A 14465-nucleotide genomic window follows, 5' to 3' on the forward strand; every position below is an offset into this window, starting at 1 on the left:
ACGTTTTGAGTAGTTTATTGCACTAGCACCAGCTGCTCGAGCTTGCGCGTATCGGCGCAGAAGTTGCGGATGCCCTCGGCGAGCTTTTCCGTGGCCATGGCGTCCTCGTTGAGCGCGAAGCGAAAGCCCGGTTCGTCGTACTGCACGGGCGTGATGTCCATGGCACGTGCGGCTTCGGGGTCTAGCGCGCGCTGCAGCGGCGCCTCGCTCGCGGCGAGTTGCGCGAGCAGCTCGGGCGCGATCGTGAGCAGATCGCAACCCGCGAGCGCAATGATCTGCCCCACGTTGCGAAAGCTCGCGCCCATGACTTCGGTGGGAATGCCGAAGTGCTTGAAGTAGTTGTAGATCTCGCGCACCGAGCGCACGCCGGGGTCGTTGGCGCCGGCCATTGCGGCTTCGTCCCACTGCGCGCCGGCCTGTTTTTTGTACCAGTCGTAGATGCGCCCGACGAAGGGCGAGATCAGCTGCACCTTGGCCTGCGCGCAGGCCACAGCCTGGCAGAACGAGAACAGCAGCGTGAGGTTGGTGTGGATGCCGCGGCGCTCGAGTTGCTCGGCCGCGCGAATACCCTCCCAGGTCGAGGCGATCTTGATGAGCACGCGGTCGATGTGGATGCCTTCGGCCTGGTAGAGCTCGACAAGGCGCTCGGCGCGCGCCACGGTGGCGCTGGTGTCGAAGCTCAGGCGCGCATCGACCTCGGTGGAAACGCGCCCCGGGATGATGGCCAGGATCTCGCAGCCAAAGCGCACGAGCAGGCGGTCGATCAGCTCGTCCAGGGGCTGCCCGCGCCAGCGCGCCACCGTGGCTTGCAGCAGCGGCGCGTATTCGGGTTTTTGCACCGCCTTGAGGATCAGCGAGGGGTTGGTCGTGGCGTCCCGCGGCTGGTATTGCGCCAGCTGCTGGAAGTCGCCGGTGTCGGCAACCACGGTGGTGAATTGTTTGAGGGCTTCGAGCTGGTTCATGGCAAAACGAATGAAAAAAGCTGACAGCGCAGATGGAGTGGGCGCTGTCAGCGATTCATTTTAGGGGCCGGCCATCGCGGGCCATTGCAGGCCATCGCGGGCGGGCTCGCGCGGTCGCGTCAGGCCAGATCGAAGCGGTCGGCGTTCATCACCTTGACCCATGCGGCGACGAAGTCGTGCACGAATTTTTCGCGGCTGTCGTCCTGCGCATAGACCTCGGCGTAGGCGCGCAGGATGGCGTTCGAGCCGAACACCAGGTCCACGCGCGTGGCCGTCCACTTGGGCGCGCCGCTCTTGCGCTCGCGCAGTTCGTACAGGTTGCTGCCCGCGGGCTTCCAGGTGTAGGCCATGTCCGTGAGGTTGACGAAAAAGTCGTTCGTCAGCGCGCCCACGCGCTCGGTGAACACGCCATGCTGGCTGCCACCGTGGTTGGTGCCGAGCACGCGCATGCCGCCGATCAGCGCCGTCATCTCGGGTGCCGTGAGGCCCAAGAGTTGCGCGCGGTCGAGCAGCAATTCTTCAGGCGTGACGGCGTAGTCCTGCTTGAGCCAGTTGCGAAAACCGTCGGCCAGCGGCTCGAGCACGGCGAACGAAGCGGCGTCGGTCATCTCGGGCGTGGCGTCGCCGCGGCCCGGCGCAAAGGGCACTTCGATGGCCACGCCCGCGGCCTTCGCGGCTTGCTCCACGCCCACGTTGCCCGCGAGCACGATCACGTCGGCCACGCTCGCGCCGGTCTGCGCGGCGATGGGCTCGAGCACGGCGAGCACGCGCGCGAGGCGCTCGGGCTCGTTGCCGGCCCAGTCTTTTTGCGGCGCAAGGCGGATGCGCGCGCCGTTGGCGCCGCCGCGCTTGTCCGAGCCGCGGAAGGTGCGCGCGCTGTCCCAGGCGGTGGCGACCATGTCACCGATGGACAGGCCACTCGCGGCGATCTTCGCCTTGACGGCGGCCACGTCGAAATCCTTGCGGCCCGCCGGCACCGGGTCTTGCCACAGCAGGTCTTCCTGGGGCACGTCGGGGCCGATGTAGCGCGACTTGGGGCCCAGGTCGCGGTGCGTGAGCTTGAACCAGGCGCGCGCAAACACCTCCGAGAAGTACGCCGGGTCTTTGTGGAAACGCTCGGAAATCTTGCGGTACGCCGGGTCGAACTTCATCGCCATGTCGGCGTCGGTCATGATGGGCTTGCGGCGGATCGTCGGGTCTTCCACGTCCACGGGCATGTCTTCTTCGCGGATGTTCACGGGCTCCCACTGCCAGGCGCCGGCCGGGGATTTTTGCAGTGCCCAGTCGTAGCCGAGCAGCAGGTCGAAGTAGCCGTTGTCCCAGCGCGTCGGGTGCGTGGTCCAGGCGCCTTCGATGCCGCTGGTCACGGTGTCACGGCCTATGCCGCGCGTGACGTGGTTGACCCAGCCCAGGCCCTGGTCTTCGATGTCGGCGCCTTCGGGTGCGGGGCCGAGGTTGGCGGGGTTGCCGTTGCCGTGTGCCTTGCCCACGGTGTGGCCGCCGGCCGTGAGGGCCACGGTTTCTTCGTCGTCCATGGCCATGCGCGCAAAGGTTTCGCGCACCTGCGCTGCGGTCTTGAGCGGGTCGGGCTTGCCGTTGACGCCTTCGGGGTTGACGTAGATCAGGCCCATTTGCACGGCAGCGAGCGGGTTTTCGAGCGTGGCCGGGTCATCGACCTTGGCGTAGCGCGCGTCGCTGGGCGCGAGCCATTCTTTTTCGGAGCCCCAGTAAACGTCTTTTTCAGGGTGCCAGATGTCTTCGCGCCCGAACGAAAAGCCGTAGGTCTTGAGCCCCATCGATTCGTAGGCCATGGTGCCCGCGAGGACGATCAGGTCGGCCCAGCTGAGTTGGTTGCCGTACTTTTTCTTGATCGGCCAGAGCAGGCGGCGCGCTTTGTCGAGGTTGGCGTTGTCGGGCCAGGAGTTGAGCGGTGCAAAGCGCTGGTTGCCGTGCCCCGCGCCGCCGCGGCCGTCGGCCGTGCGGTAGGTGCCCGCAGAGTGCCAGGCCATGCGGATCATGAGCCCGCCGTAGTGCCCCCAGTCGGCGGGCCACCAGTCCTGGCTTTGCGTCATGAACGCGAGCAGGTCTTTCTTGAGCGCGGCGACGTCGAGCTTCTGCACCTCTTTGCGGTAGTCGAAGTCCGCACCCAGCGGGTTCGTCTTGGTGTCGTGCTGGTGCAGGATGTCCAGGTTCAGGGCCTTGGGCCACCACTCCATCGTGGACATGCCGACTTGCGTCACCGCACCGTGCACCACCGGGCATTTGCCCGCAGCTGCCATTTTTTCTGCGCTCATGGGATGAATCTCCAAAAGAAAGTTTGCAATTGGCCTGCGAGCAAGCCCCCGAAAAACCAGATCGTCGCCGCGCCCAAAGTCCGTTTGATGAACCGTGTGCCTGCAGCATCGACCTGGGCGCAATGCTAAGGCTTGGTGGCGGCGGCGGCCATTCGAAACTTCCAATCACGGCGATAGGCACAAAGCAATGAAGGCCGCACACGGCAGCGCTGCCTCAGCATGGTGCAGGATAGGAGCCTGTCGGACTTTGGAATCGTCGGCTGCGAATGCGCCGCAGCGGCCCATTTTTTACCGGCTTCTTGCCCCATAGCACCACTATGGGGCAGCGAATCCGGCAAAAACTGGACTCGCTGGGGCGCATTCTCGCTATCGACGCCCAAAGTCCGACAGGCTCCTCGCGCCAGAGGTTCGCCAACATGGGGCATGCGCCGCGTTTTGCGTCATGGGCGTGCGTACTACGCCGTGCTGGCGCGCATGATGGTGCGCAGATGGTGCAAGCAAAGAGATGCTGGGCTCTACTGTGGCCCGGTTCTTGCTTGTCTTTGGTGCGCCAGGTTCCGGCGCGTTTTTCTTGCACCAAACTGGCGCGCAGATTTCAAGAGGTCATTGCATGCAAACCATTCCCCAGGGTGCCGACACCCTGTTCGTCCTGCTCGGCGCTATCATGGTTCTGGCCATGCACGCGGGCTTTGCCTTTCTGGAGCTGGGCACCGTGCGGCGCAAGAACCAGGTCAACGCGCTCGTGAAAATCCTCGTGGACTTTTGCATTTCCACGGTGGCGTACTTTCTGGTCGGCTACGGCGTGGCCTATGGCGTGCACTTTTTCGTCGGGGCCGAGCAGCTCGCGGCGTTTCATGGCTATGCGCTGGTCAAGTTCTTCTTCCTGCTGACCTTTGCGGCGGCCATTCCCGCGATCATCTCGGGCGGCATCGCCGAGCGCGCGCGCTTTGGCCCGCAGCTGCTTGCCACGGCGGTGATCGTGGGCCTGGTCTATCCGTTTTTCGAGGGCATCGCGTGGAACCAGCATTTCGGCGTGCAGGCCTGGCTGCTGCGGCATACGGGCGCCGAGTTCCACGACTTTGCGGGCAGCGTCGTGGTGCACGCCGTGGGCGGTTGGATTGCGCTGCCGGCCGTGCTGCTGCTGGGTGCGCGCAGCAACCGCTACCGCAAGGACGGGGCGATATCGGCGCACCCGCCGTCGAGCATCCCTTTCCTGGCGCTGGGCGCGTGGATCTTGATCGTGGGCTGGTTCGGCTTCAACGTCATGAGCGCGCAGATGCTGGACAAAATCTCCGGTCTGGTCGCGGTGAACTCGCTCATGGCCATGGTGGGCGGCACGCTCGCGGCGCTGCTGCTGGGGCGCAACGACCCCGGCTTCGTGCACAACGGCCCGCTCGCGGGTCTGGTGGCCGTGTGCGCGGGCTCGGACCTCATGCACCCGCTGGGTGCGCTGGTGGTGGGCGCCGTCGCGGGGGCGATCTTCGTGCACATGTTCACGCGCACGCAAAACCGCTGGAAGATCGACGACGTGCTCGGCGTGTGGCCGCTGCACGGCCTGTGCGGCACCTGGGGCGGCATTGCTGCGGGCATCTTCGGCAGCAAGACGTTTGGCGGCCTGGGCGGCGTCAGCTTGGGCGCGCAGCTCGTGGGTACGCTGCTGGGTGTGGCCTGGGCGGCGCTCGGAGGCTGGCTCGTCTATGGCACGCTCAAGCGGCTGCTGGGCCTGCGCCTGAGCCAGGAGGAAGAATTCGACGGTGCCGATTTGTCCATCCACCAGATCGGCGCCACGCCCGAGCGCGAGGTGAATTGGTGAATGCTTCCATAAAGATAGCTGCTAACGCTTGATATATAAGGGCTATAGGCATTTTTTATCAATATTTTGCAGACTTGCCGCACCTGCGCATGCTGCGCAGGGCCCGGGCGGGCAGGGGCGCGTTTTGGCTGTGTCTGGACTTACGCAAACAAGGATGCAGCAAAGTGTTTTGCCATGGGGCGCGCGCCTCGCCTGACCCCGATTTGCGTAAGTCGTGTGTGTATAGTCGTTGCATTTACCTGCGCCGCCCTGCCATCGCCCATGAACGTCGAAGTCACCGAACCCGTCCCACGTCCCGCCTCCGCCAACCCCGACGTGCCGCGCTCGCAGCTCGCGCTGCGCCGCGTGGCCATTGATACCTGGCAGGAAAACGTCGCCTTCCTGCACCGCGACTGCGCGGTCTATCGCGCCGAGGGCTTTCAGGCGCTCTCCAAGGTAGAGATCCATGCCAACGGCAATCACATCCTGGCCACGCTCAACGTGGTCGATGATGACGCCATCGTGGGCCGCGACGAATTGGGCCTGTCCGAAGACGCTTTTGCTCAGCTTGGCGTGGCCAACGGGCATCTCGCGAGCGTGGCGCAGGCCGAGCCGCCCGAATCGATGGGCGCGCTGTTTCGCAAGCTCGCGGGCGAGCGCCTCTCGCGTGCCGACTTCGGCGCCATCGTGCGCGACATTGCCGAGCACCACTATTCCAAGATCGAACTCACGGCCTTCGTCGTGGCCTGCAACCGCGACGAGCTCGACCGCGAGGAGGTGTATTTCCTCACCGACGCCATGGTCGCCTGCGGGCGCAGGCTCGACTGGCACGAGCCGCTGGTGGTCGATAAGCACTGCATCGGCGGCATTCCGGGCAATCGCACCAGCATGCTCGTGGTGCCCATCGTCGCGGCGCACGGCATGCTGTTTCCCAAAACCTCGTCGCGCGCGATCACCTCGCCCGCGGGCACGGCCGACACCATGGAAGTGCTGGCCGAAGTCGAACTGCCGCTCGAGCGCCTGGCCGAGATCGTGCGCGACTACCGCGGCTGTCTGGCTTGGGGCGGCACGGCCCAGCTCTCGCCCGCCGACGACGTGCTGATCTCGGTCGAGCGGCCGCTCGCCATCGACTCGCCGGGGCAGATGGTGGCCTCCATCCTCTCGAAAAAGGTCGCGGCCGGCTCCACACACCTGGTGCTCGACATCCCCATTGGCCCCACGGCCAAGGTGCGCTCCATGCCCGAGGCGCAGCGCCTGCGCCGCCTGTTCGAATACGTGGCGCGGCGCATGGGGCTCGCGCTGGACGTGGTCATCACCGACGGCCGCCAGCCCATCGGCAACGGCGTGGGGCCGGTGCTGGAGGCGCGCGACGTGATGCGCGTGCTGCAGAACGACCCGGCCGCGCCCAACGACCTGCGGCAAAAGGCGCTGCGCCTGGCGGGCCGCGTCATCGAATTCGACCCCGACGTGCGCGGCGGCGACGGTTTTGGCATTGCGCGCGACATCCTCGACTCGGGCCGCGCGCTCGCGCGCATGAACGCCATCATCGAGGCGCAGGGCAGCAAGCACTTCGACTACCAGCACCCCGCACTCGGCGCGCTGACGTTCGAAGTCTGCGCGCCGCACTCCGGAGTGGTCACGGGCATAGACAACTTCCAGATCGCGCGCATCGCCCGCCTGGCCGGCGCGCCCAAGGTGCCGCAGGCCGGCGTCGATCTGCTGCACAAGCTCGGCGACCAGGTCGCCGCGGGGGCGCCGCTGTACCGCGTGCATGCGAGCTACCCGGCCGACCTCGAGTTTGCGCGCCAGGCGAGCGGCCGCAGCAGCGGCTACACGATAGGCGCCGCGGACGAGGTTCCCCAGGCTTTCGTTGAGTTCTGAGCGCCGGCCCTGCGTGCGCTGCTGCGCTTGCAAATCTATTTTTGATAGCGACCCTCCATGGATTCATCTGCCTGTTTGCTGTATTTTGATGATGAAGCCGAATCCGCCCAGCGCCTCGCGCAGGCCGCGGACTTGCCTGCGCGCTGCGTAGAGCGCCATCGCTTCCCCGATGATGAGCTCAAGCTGCGCCTGCCCGTGGACGCGGATGGGCGCCTGCCCGCGCAGATCGTGCTGCTGCGCAGCCTGCACCGGCCGAACGAAAAGCTCATCGAGCTTCTGCTCGCGGCGCAGACCGCGCGCGCGCTTGGCGCGCGGCGCATCGTCCTCGTCGCGCCTTATCTGGGCTACATGCGGCAGGACAAAGCCTTCACCCCCGGCGAGGCAGTGAGCCAGCAGATCGTGGGGCGCTTTCTCGCGGACCTGTGCGACGCGCTCATCACCGTCGATCCGCACCTGCACCGCGTGGCGCGGCTGCAGGACGCCGTGCCCGTGCCCGCGGCCGTGGCGCTGAGCGGCGCCGAGGCGCTGTCCGACCTGATCGCGCAGCGCCGCCCCGGCGCCTTGCTCGTCGGCCCCGACGCCGAATCCGCGCAGTGGATCGCCCAGGCCGCCGCGCGCCACGGCTTTGCGCACGCCGTGTGCACCAAAGAGCGCCACGGCGACCGCGAGGTGCGCATCCGCTTGCCCGATCTCGCACCGCACGCCCTCCAAGGCCGCGCCGTGGTGCTGCTCGACGACATGGCCAGCACCGGCCGCACGCTCGCCCAGGCCGCGCGCCTGCTGCGCGCCGCCGGCGCCGCCTCGGTCGACGTGGCCGTGACGCACGCGCTGTTCGTCGGCGACGCGCTGCAAACGCTGGCGCAAGCCGGCGTCGGCGCAGTCTGGAGCACCGACTGCATCGCGCACCCGAGCAACGCCGTCTCCATGGCGGGGCCGCTGGCACGGGCGCTGCGGGAGGTGCTGGTGCGCTCTTGATCTTGATCTTGACTTACGCAAACAAGGATGCAGCAAAGTGTTTTGCCATGGGACGAGGGCCTTGCCTGACCCCGATTTGCGTAAGTCGTGTTGATGCGGCGCTGCGCCTTCCCATTCGCCGTGCATCCATAGAATGCCGCCCATGCCTTCCGAAGATGACGCCTCGTACAAACTGCTGTTCTCGGCGCCCGAGGTCGTGCGCGACCTGGTGCTGGGCTTCATCCCCGATGCGTGGCTGCACAGCCTGGACTACTCCACGCTCGAAAAAATGCCCGGCAGCTACATCACCGATGACCTGCGCCAGCGCGCCGACGACGTCGTCTGGCGCGTCAAGGCCGACGGCGAGTGGATCTACCTGTACCTGCTGATCGAATTCCAAAGCAGCGTAGATGCCTGGATGGCCGTGCGCATCATGACCTACGTGGGCCTGCTGTACCAAGACCTGATCCGCCGCGGTGAAGCGCTCGAGGGCAAAAGGCTGCCGCCCGTGCTGCCCATCGTGCTCTACAACGGCGACGCCAAATGGACGGCCGCCACCGACATCGCCACGCTGATCCCCAAAGTCCCCGGCCTGGTGGCCCAATACCTGCCCAAACTCGAATACCTGCTGATCGACGAAAACCAGTACGCCGAAGCGGACTTGGCAGAGCTGAAAAATCTGGTCGCGGCCATCATCCGCTTCGAGCACCCGGAAAACGAGCAAGCGCTGCTGGCGTTGATCGACGTGCTCAACGACATGCTGCAAAGCAATGCGGAGCTCAAGCGCACTTTTGCGATCTGGATTCGTGCGGTACTCTTGCGCCAAAGCAAGCACACCCTGGTGCTGCCCAAGGTGCAAGATTTGAAGGAGTTGAAAATGACGCTGGCAGAACGCTTTGACCAATGGGCTCGCAAGTACGAGCAAAAAGGGCTCGAAAAAGGCATCGAGAAAGGCATCGAAAAAGGCATCGAGAAGGGGGAAGCCCTCCTGCTGCAGCGGCTTCTGACGCGCCGATTCGGCCCTTTGCCCGGCGACATCGTCGGGCGGATCTCAGGGGCGACGGCCGCGCAGCTGGAGCAGTGGGGCGAGCGCGTTTTGGATGCCGCCAGCCTGGAGGAAGTCTTTCGCCCCTGAGGGCGTCGTGCCGCGCGACGACATGGCCAGCACCGGCCGCACGCTCGCCCAGGCAGCGCGCCAGCTGTGCGCTGCTGGCGCCGCCATCGGTCGATGGGGCTGTGATGCACGCACTGTTCCCACTGCCAAGCGTGGCAACGTACCCTATGCAAAGATCATGACCAGGTTCTTAGACACTGGCCGCAGTAGACCAAGCCCGGCGGTCGAAACGGCTGCTCCACCTGCGCAACCCTCGGCGCAAGAATGCTAGGAGCCTGTCGGACTTTGGAATCGTCGGCTGCGAATGCGCCGCAGCGGCCCATTTTTTACCGGCTTCTTGCCCCATAGCACCACTATGGGGCGGCGAATCCGGCAAAAACTGGCCTCGCTGGGGCACCTTCTCGCTTTCGACGCCCAAAGTCCGACAGGCTCCTAGTGTAGTGTTCGACCCTATCTGCGACATAAAACCGCGTCTTTTCGGCCTGGGCCGCGTTGCAAATCCTCGCGATACCACCCGGTATCGCTGCGGTTTGCGCCTTGCCCAGACCAAAAATCCATCGGTTTTATTTGTCGCATCAAGCATCAAACACTACACAAGCGCCAAAGCCGCTTGGTGGCGCAAGCCGACAGTACCGATGTTGCAATGCAGCCATGGATGGATGCATGTTTGGCCAGTGTGGACGGCTGGACGGCATGCGCCATTGCACCTGCGCACCACCACTGATTTACCGCAAACCCCGCTTCCCATGCTCCTAGACGCCTCCACTTCCCAACTCGTTCTGGTGGACTACCAGGAACGCCTGATGCCCGCCATTTTTGAAGGCGCCTCCGTGCTCGCGCGTGCGCGGCTGCTTGCGCAGGTGGCGCGGCGCTTGCAGGTGCCCGTGTGGGGCACCGAGCAAAACCCCTCGCGCCTGGGCGCGAACGACGCCGCGCTGCGCGCGCTGTGCCAGCAAACCCTTGCCAAGATGCACTTCAGCGCGGTCGAAGAGGGTCTTGGCGAATGGCTGCGCCCGCCCGCCAAAGCCCCCGCGGGCAACGCGCGCAGCCTGCCGCGGCATCTGCAAAAACCGCAGCAGGCCGCGCCCGCACGCGGCAGCATCGTCATCGCGGGCTGCGAGGCGCATGTGTGCCTGCTGCAAACCGCGCTCGACCTGCTCGAAGATGAATTCGAGGTCTGGGTCGTCACCGACGCCTGCGGCTCACGCACCGAGCGCAACCGCGACGCCGCCTTCGATCGCCTCGCCGGGGCCGGTGCGGAGCTCGTCACTACCGAAATGGTCGCTTTCGAATGGCTGCGCAGCTGCGAGCACCCGGCGTTCAAGGACTTGTTGCCCTTGCTCAAAGAGGGCGGCACGCCCGGCGCGTGAGGCGCTTGCAAGAGGGCGAAACAGAGTTTGAAGATGACCGCCTGATCGGCGGCCTGTGGGCCAGCCTGTCGCAAGGGCGCTGCCGCTTCGTGATGGTCAAAGACAAGCGCTGGGATTGGATCGAAGAGAAACTGGTGTGACGAAATCGAGCACAGGCACGAAATAAACCACCCCGAGCGGGAGCGATGTCAAGGCCAGGCTCGCCGACCTCGAGCGCGCCGGGCTGGTCGGGCTGGTACATGACCTGTACGCGGCCAGCAAGGAGAACCAGGCTTTTCTGCACACCCGCTTTGCCTTGGGCGACGACCCGCTCAGGCCTTACAAGGCGACGATCACGCAATGGATCAACCCTGCCGACTACCGCAAGCCGCTGTCTGTGGCCAAGGCCAAGAAGGTCATCAGCGACTACCAGAAGGCGCTGGGCCAGCCCGAGGGCTTGGCGGAGCTGGCGGTGTTTTACTGCGAAGAAGTGTTCGATTTTCTGTCCGGTTGTGGCATGGATGACGAAGGCTTTTACGTCGCGCTGGAGCGTATGTTCGAGCAGGCGCTGAAGTACGTGCTGGCCTTGCCCGAGGCGCGGCGTGCGCCATTTCTTGCCCGGCTGGAGCAGGTGCGCGCACTGGGGCAGAACGTCGGCTGGGGCGTGGGCGACAACTTCAACGACTTGTGGTTGGAGGCTGGTTTGGACTAGGAGCCTGTCGGACTTTGGGGTCGTTAGGCAGCGCCCAGCCAAAAAACGCCCCGATCTCCGCGCGCTGGCGCATGGCGTCGTCCCAGCCGAGTGCCATCAGCGCCTGGGTGTAGCCGGGCTCGAACAGCAGGTAGCTTGCGAGTGCGCCGGTGCGCGGGTCGTTTGGCTGCACGCCCAGGATGCCGAGCAGGGCGCGCACCGAGGCGGGCAACTCGCCCACGTACTGCGTGGCCAGGGCGTCGAGCGGCTGCGAGGGGGCGATCACCAGCAGGTCTATGGGGCGCAGCGGGCTTTGTGCGCGCGGCCGGCGCCGTCGTGGAGCCCGTCACTGTTGCTCCGGCCCTCTGAAATTTGAATGTTTTCCCTAATCGTCCAAATGAGAGGTGACGTGGAAAAATTGCAACTTCAAAGGGGTGAATCTATAAAAAAGCGGCGCGGCGCGCACCAAAAATGTCGACGGCGGCGCCCCGTCGACGATGCGAATCGTCGCCTAGCCCCCAAGAAGTCGGCCATAGCGGCGAGGCTCAATTGTTCATGGCGGGTGTCGATGGTGTATCTGTGGCGCCCTCTTCAGTGGGCTTGGCCGACTTGAGCGCAGGACGGTATACGACGGCGTCTTTGGCAAGCGAGTCCACGATGAAGCTCGTAGCCATGATGATGGTTTCCGTCGCAATCTTATCCATTACCGGCGACTTGGTCACCGAAAACGCACCGCCCACAGCGCCTGCTCCTATCAGACCGCCGCCTGCGAGCCCCCAAGATGAGCTCTCATTGTTCGCTTCGAAACTTTTAGAGGCTTTCACACTGGCGGTCTGTACCTCGATCAGGCGGACATCCATGGCCAGATTGGCGGTTTTTTTGGTCGATTGGATGCCGCCGATGATGGGGATGAAGCCACCGCCAAAAGAACTCTTTTGCGTCTCCAGGCCGATGGAGGTGATCGCACCGCTGATGAGATAGTCCGCCGGCTTTGCCTTGATCGTGACCCCGGCCAATTCCATCTCCTTGCGCAGCTCCTCCATGGCCTCACGCTCTTGGACTTCGAAGCAGTTCGTGGCCTTGAGGGCGGTCGTCAGTGCGTTGGACATCCCTTCGCCGACCTTGCTCAAGTCCTGCAGCTGGCCAGAGGCGTTGGCGAGTGCCAGCAGTGCGCTCATTTGCCCATTGGCCTCGATTTTTTGGCAACCACTGGCCTTGCAGTTGAGTTTGCCGATCGAAACCGACGCTACTGGTTTTGCGCATCGTGGCAGCAAATCACCGATGTTTTTTTCGGAAACGGTCGTTTCAGCAGCGGCCGTTGCCCCAATACCAAGTGCAATGGCTGCCAGTAGTGTTTTCCTTGTCATACGGATTCCTCGTGATTTTTGACAGATTTGTTGTTTATGGTATTCGAATGTAACAAAAGTGAGCGGCGATGGGCAAGGCAGACGGCGCCCCTGTTCATAGGTTTTTGAGGAGCGAAAGCCCTCAGCTCAGCCCGCCAGGCTCTCCCAGCGCTCGAGCGCGGCCATGAGCTCGTCTTCGATCGCGCTGATGCGCGTGAGTGCGGCGGCGGCGCGGGCTGGGTCGCGCGTGTAGAGGCTGCCGTCGGCGAGCTCGGCTTGCAGCGCTTTTTGCTCGGCTTCGAGCGCGCTGATGCGCTCGGGCAGCTGTTCGAGTTCGCGCTGGTCTTTGTAGCTCAGCTTCTTTTTCGGTAGCTGCTCACGCTTGCTTGGCGTGCCTTGAGTGGCGATTTCATTCGAATTTTTGGAGGCGCCGCCCGCACCGCTGGAGCCGGCTGCTGGGGCCGCTACTGCTCCCGCCGCTGGCGCGAGCGCGCGGCTGCGCTGCGACTGCTGCAGCCAGTCCTGCACGCCGCCTTCGTACTCGCGCCAGCGGCCGTCGCCCTCGTAGGCGATGGTGCTGGTGACCACGTTGTCCAAAAAGGTGCGGTCGTGGCTCACGAGGAACACCGTGCCCTCGTAGCGTGCCAGCAGGTCTTCGAGCAGCTCCAGCGTGTCGATGTCGAGGTCGTTGGTGGGCTCGTCGAGCACGAGCACGTTCGCGGGCCGCGCGAACAGGCGCGCCAGCAGCAGGCGGTTGCGCTCGCCGCCCGAGAGCGAGCGTACGGGCGAATGCGCGCGCGCCGGCGCGAACAGAAAGTCGCCGAGGTAGCTTTTGACGTGCTTGCGCTGGCCGCCGATCTCTATCCACTCGCTGCCCGGGCTGATGAAGTCTTCGAGCGTGGCGTCGAGGTCGAGCGCGGCGCGCATCTGGTCGAAGTAGGCGACCTGCAGGTTCGCGCCGCGGCGCACCTGGCCCGCGTCGGGCTGCAGTTCACCGAGGATGAGCTTGAGCAAGGTGGTCTTGCCCGCGCCGTTGGGGCCTATCAGCCCGACCTTGTCGCCGCGCAGGATGAGCGCGCTGAAGTCGCGCACCACGCAGCGCGTGCCAAACGATTTGGACACGCCTTGCAGCTCGGCCACGATCTTGCCCTGGTAGCCGCCGCTGCCGCTGGCCACGTCCATGCGCACGTTGCCCACGGCCTCGCGCCGGGCCTGGCGGTGCGCGCGCAGCTGCTCCAGGCGGTGGATGCGGCTCTGGCTGCGCGTGCGGCGCGCTTCCACGCCTTTGCGAATCCAGACTTCCTCCTGCGCGAGCAGCTTGTCGGCCTTGGCGGCGATGGTGGCCTCCTGCGCCAACTGCTCCTCTTTTTGTTGCTGGTAGCGCGCGAAATTGCCGGGGTAGGAGCGTAATTTGCCGCGGTCGAGCTCGACGATGCGCGTGGCGATGCGGTCCAGAAAGGCGCGGTCGTGCGTGATCGTGACCACGCTGCCGGGGAAGGCGAGCAGCAGCTCTTCGAGCCACTCGATCGCGGCGATGTCGAGGTGGTTGGTGGGCTCGTCGAGCAGCAGCACGTCGGGCCGCGCAACCAGCGCCTGCGCAAGCGCGACGCGCTTTTTCATGCCGCCCGAGAGCGTGGCGATGCGCGCCTCGGGCTCGAGCTGCAGGCGCTGCAGCGTTTGTTGCACGCGCTGCTCCCAGTTCCAGCCGTCGTGCTGCTCTATGAAGGATTGCAGCGCGTCCAGGTCCACCCCGGCTTCGTGCGCCAGGTAGCGCTCACGCGCGGCGATCACGTCGCGCAGGCCGGCCGCGGCGGCGCTGAAGATGGTGTCATGCGCGTCCAGCTGCGGCTCCTGCGCTACGTAGGCCACGCGCAGGCCCTGCTGCACCTGCAGCGTGCCGTCGTCGGGCTGCATCAAGCCGCCGAGGATTTTCAAAAGGGACGATTTGCCCGCGCCGTTGCGCCCGATCAGGCCCACGCGCTCGCGCGCTTCGAGGGCAAAGTCCGCGTGGTCCAGCAAGGCCACGTGCCCGAAGGCGAGCTGTGCGTTCAATAAAGTGATCCATGCCATGGGCTGCGATTA

At 65.1% G+C, this 14465-nt stretch carries 15 protein-coding genes; 8 read left to right on the plus strand and 7 right to left on the minus strand.

Annotated features, from left to right (window positions below; translation table 11 throughout):
• Positions 1–14: 14 nt before the first annotated feature.
• From tal to DFR45_RS14370, 3 genes are all read right to left on the minus strand, one after another.
• Positions 15–962 (minus strand): transaldolase, encoded by a 948-nt coding sequence (tal, locus tag DFR45_RS08645; protein ID WP_114483311.1) that lies wholly within the window; start codon positions 960–962, stop codon positions 15–17.
• A 119-nt stretch (positions 963–1081) separates the two neighbouring features.
• Positions 1082–3241 (minus strand): catalase/peroxidase HPI, encoded by a 2160-nt coding sequence (katG, locus tag DFR45_RS08650; RefSeq protein ID WP_199755311.1) that lies wholly within the window; start codon positions 3239–3241, stop codon positions 1082–1084.
• A 140-nt stretch (positions 3242–3381) separates the two neighbouring features.
• Positions 3382–3564 carry a hypothetical protein gene (locus DFR45_RS14370; protein WP_147269960.1) on the minus strand — a complete coding sequence of 61 codons (183 nt, stop codon included), beginning with the start codon at positions 3562–3564 and terminating at the stop codon, positions 3382–3384.
• Positions 3565–3866: 302 nt separating this feature from the next.
• Between DFR45_RS14370 and DFR45_RS08655 the strand changes: the two genes are divergently transcribed.
• The 4 genes from DFR45_RS08655 to DFR45_RS08670 all read left to right on the plus strand — a co-directional run bounded on the left by DFR45_RS08655 (position 3867) and on the right by DFR45_RS08670 (position 9018).
• Complete coding sequence (locus DFR45_RS08655; protein WP_114483313.1) at positions 3867–5069, plus strand: ammonium transporter; 1203 nt, start codon at positions 3867–3869, stop codon at positions 5067–5069.
• A gap of 261 nt (positions 5070–5330) precedes the next feature.
• Positions 5331–6929, plus strand: coding sequence for a thymidine phosphorylase family protein (locus DFR45_RS08660; protein WP_114483314.1), 1599 nt, complete (start codon positions 5331–5333; stop codon positions 6927–6929).
• A 57-nt stretch (positions 6930–6986) separates the two neighbouring features.
• Positions 6987–7904, plus strand: coding sequence for a ribose-phosphate diphosphokinase (locus DFR45_RS08665; RefSeq protein WP_114483315.1), 918 nt, complete (start codon positions 6987–6989; stop codon positions 7902–7904).
• A 142-nt stretch (positions 7905–8046) separates the two neighbouring features.
• A complete protein-coding gene (locus DFR45_RS08670; protein ID WP_114483430.1) occupies positions 8047–9018 on the plus strand; it encodes an Rpn family recombination-promoting nuclease/putative transposase in 972 nt (323 codons plus the stop codon).
• 169 nt (positions 9019–9187) lie between these two features.
• Here DFR45_RS08670 and DFR45_RS14510 read toward each other — a convergent pair whose 3' ends face one another.
• Complete coding sequence (locus DFR45_RS14510; protein WP_158637011.1) at positions 9188–9343, minus strand: hypothetical protein; 156 nt, start codon at positions 9341–9343, stop codon at positions 9188–9190.
• Between the two features lie 228 nt (positions 9344–9571).
• On the opposite strand from DFR45_RS14510, the gene DFR45_RS14820 reads away from it, so the two are divergent.
• The 4 genes from DFR45_RS14820 to DFR45_RS08680 all read left to right on the plus strand — a co-directional run bounded on the left by DFR45_RS14820 (position 9572) and on the right by DFR45_RS08680 (position 11058).
• Complete coding sequence (locus DFR45_RS14820; RefSeq protein WP_422386742.1) at positions 9572–9721, plus strand: antitoxin MazE-like protein; 150 nt, start codon at positions 9572–9574, stop codon at positions 9719–9721.
• Positions 9722–9743: 22 nt separating this feature from the next.
• The gene (locus DFR45_RS08675) at positions 9744–10367 is read left to right on the plus strand and encodes an isochorismatase family protein (protein WP_114483316.1); all 624 of its coding nucleotides are present in this window, start codon (positions 9744–9746) and stop codon (positions 10365–10367) included.
• Complete coding sequence (locus DFR45_RS14515) at positions 10364–10507, plus strand: hypothetical protein (protein WP_158636990.1); 144 nt, start codon at positions 10364–10366, stop codon at positions 10505–10507. Before DFR45_RS08675 ends, DFR45_RS14515 begins: the two co-directional genes overlap by 4 nt.
• A 155-nt stretch (positions 10508–10662) precedes the next feature.
• Positions 10663–11058, plus strand: coding sequence for a hypothetical protein (locus DFR45_RS08680; RefSeq protein ID WP_241659405.1), 396 nt, complete (start codon positions 10663–10665; stop codon positions 11056–11058).
• Here DFR45_RS08680 and DFR45_RS08685 read toward each other — a convergent pair.
• From DFR45_RS08685 to DFR45_RS08695, 3 genes are all read right to left on the minus strand, one after another.
• The gene (locus tag DFR45_RS08685) at positions 11024–11323 is read right to left on the minus strand and encodes a hypothetical protein (protein ID WP_421782416.1); all 300 of its coding nucleotides are present in this window, start codon (positions 11321–11323) and stop codon (positions 11024–11026) included. The genes DFR45_RS08680 and DFR45_RS08685 overlap by 35 nt on opposite strands.
• A 259-nt stretch (positions 11324–11582) precedes the next feature.
• The gene (locus tag DFR45_RS08690; protein ID WP_114483317.1) at positions 11583–12404 is read right to left on the minus strand and encodes a CsgG/HfaB family protein; all 822 of its coding nucleotides are present in this window, start codon (positions 12402–12404) and stop codon (positions 11583–11585) included.
• A gap of 126 nt (positions 12405–12530) precedes the next feature.
• The gene (locus DFR45_RS08695) at positions 12531–14453 is read right to left on the minus strand and encodes an ATP-binding cassette domain-containing protein (protein WP_114483318.1); all 1923 of its coding nucleotides are present in this window, start codon (positions 14451–14453) and stop codon (positions 12531–12533) included.
• Positions 14454–14465: the final 12 nt, after the last annotated feature.

Origin of the sequence: Extensimonas vulgaris (assembly GCF_003337425.1) — a bacterium.
GTDB classification, from domain to species: domain Bacteria; phylum Pseudomonadota; class Gammaproteobacteria; order Burkholderiales; family Burkholderiaceae_C; genus Extensimonas; species Extensimonas vulgaris.

Coding starts and splice junctions, on each gene's coding strand:
- DFR45_RS08690 (WP_114483317.1), bottom strand. CDS start 12,404: ATGACAAGGAAAACACTACTGGCAGCCATTGCACTTGGTATTGGGGCA.
- DFR45_RS14510 (WP_158637011.1), bottom strand. CDS start 9,343: ATGGGGCAAGAAGCCGGTAAAAAATGGGCCGCTGCGGCGCATTCGCAG.
- katG (WP_199755311.1), bottom strand. CDS start 3,241: ATGGCAGCTGCGGGCAAATGCCCGGTGGTGCACGGTGCGGTGACGCAA.
- DFR45_RS08660 (WP_114483314.1), top strand. CDS start 5,331: ATGAACGTCGAAGTCACCGAACCCGTCCCACGTCCCGCCTCCGCCAAC.
- DFR45_RS08665 (WP_114483315.1), top strand. CDS start 6,987: ATGGATTCATCTGCCTGTTTGCTGTATTTTGATGATGAAGCCGAATCC.
- DFR45_RS08670 (WP_114483430.1), top strand. CDS start 8,047: ATGCCTTCCGAAGATGACGCCTCGTACAAACTGCTGTTCTCGGCGCCC.
- DFR45_RS08695 (WP_114483318.1), bottom strand. CDS start 14,453: ATGGCATGGATCACTTTATTGAACGCACAGCTCGCCTTCGGGCACGTG.
- tal (WP_114483311.1), bottom strand. CDS start 962: ATGAACCAGCTCGAAGCCCTCAAACAATTCACCACCGTGGTTGCCGAC.
- DFR45_RS08655 (WP_114483313.1), top strand. CDS start 3,867: ATGCAAACCATTCCCCAGGGTGCCGACACCCTGTTCGTCCTGCTCGGC.
- DFR45_RS14370 (WP_147269960.1), bottom strand. CDS start 3,564: ATGGGGCAAGAAGCCGGTAAAAAATGGGCCGCTGCGGCGCATTCGCAG.
- DFR45_RS08675 (WP_114483316.1), top strand. CDS start 9,744: ATGCTCCTAGACGCCTCCACTTCCCAACTCGTTCTGGTGGACTACCAG.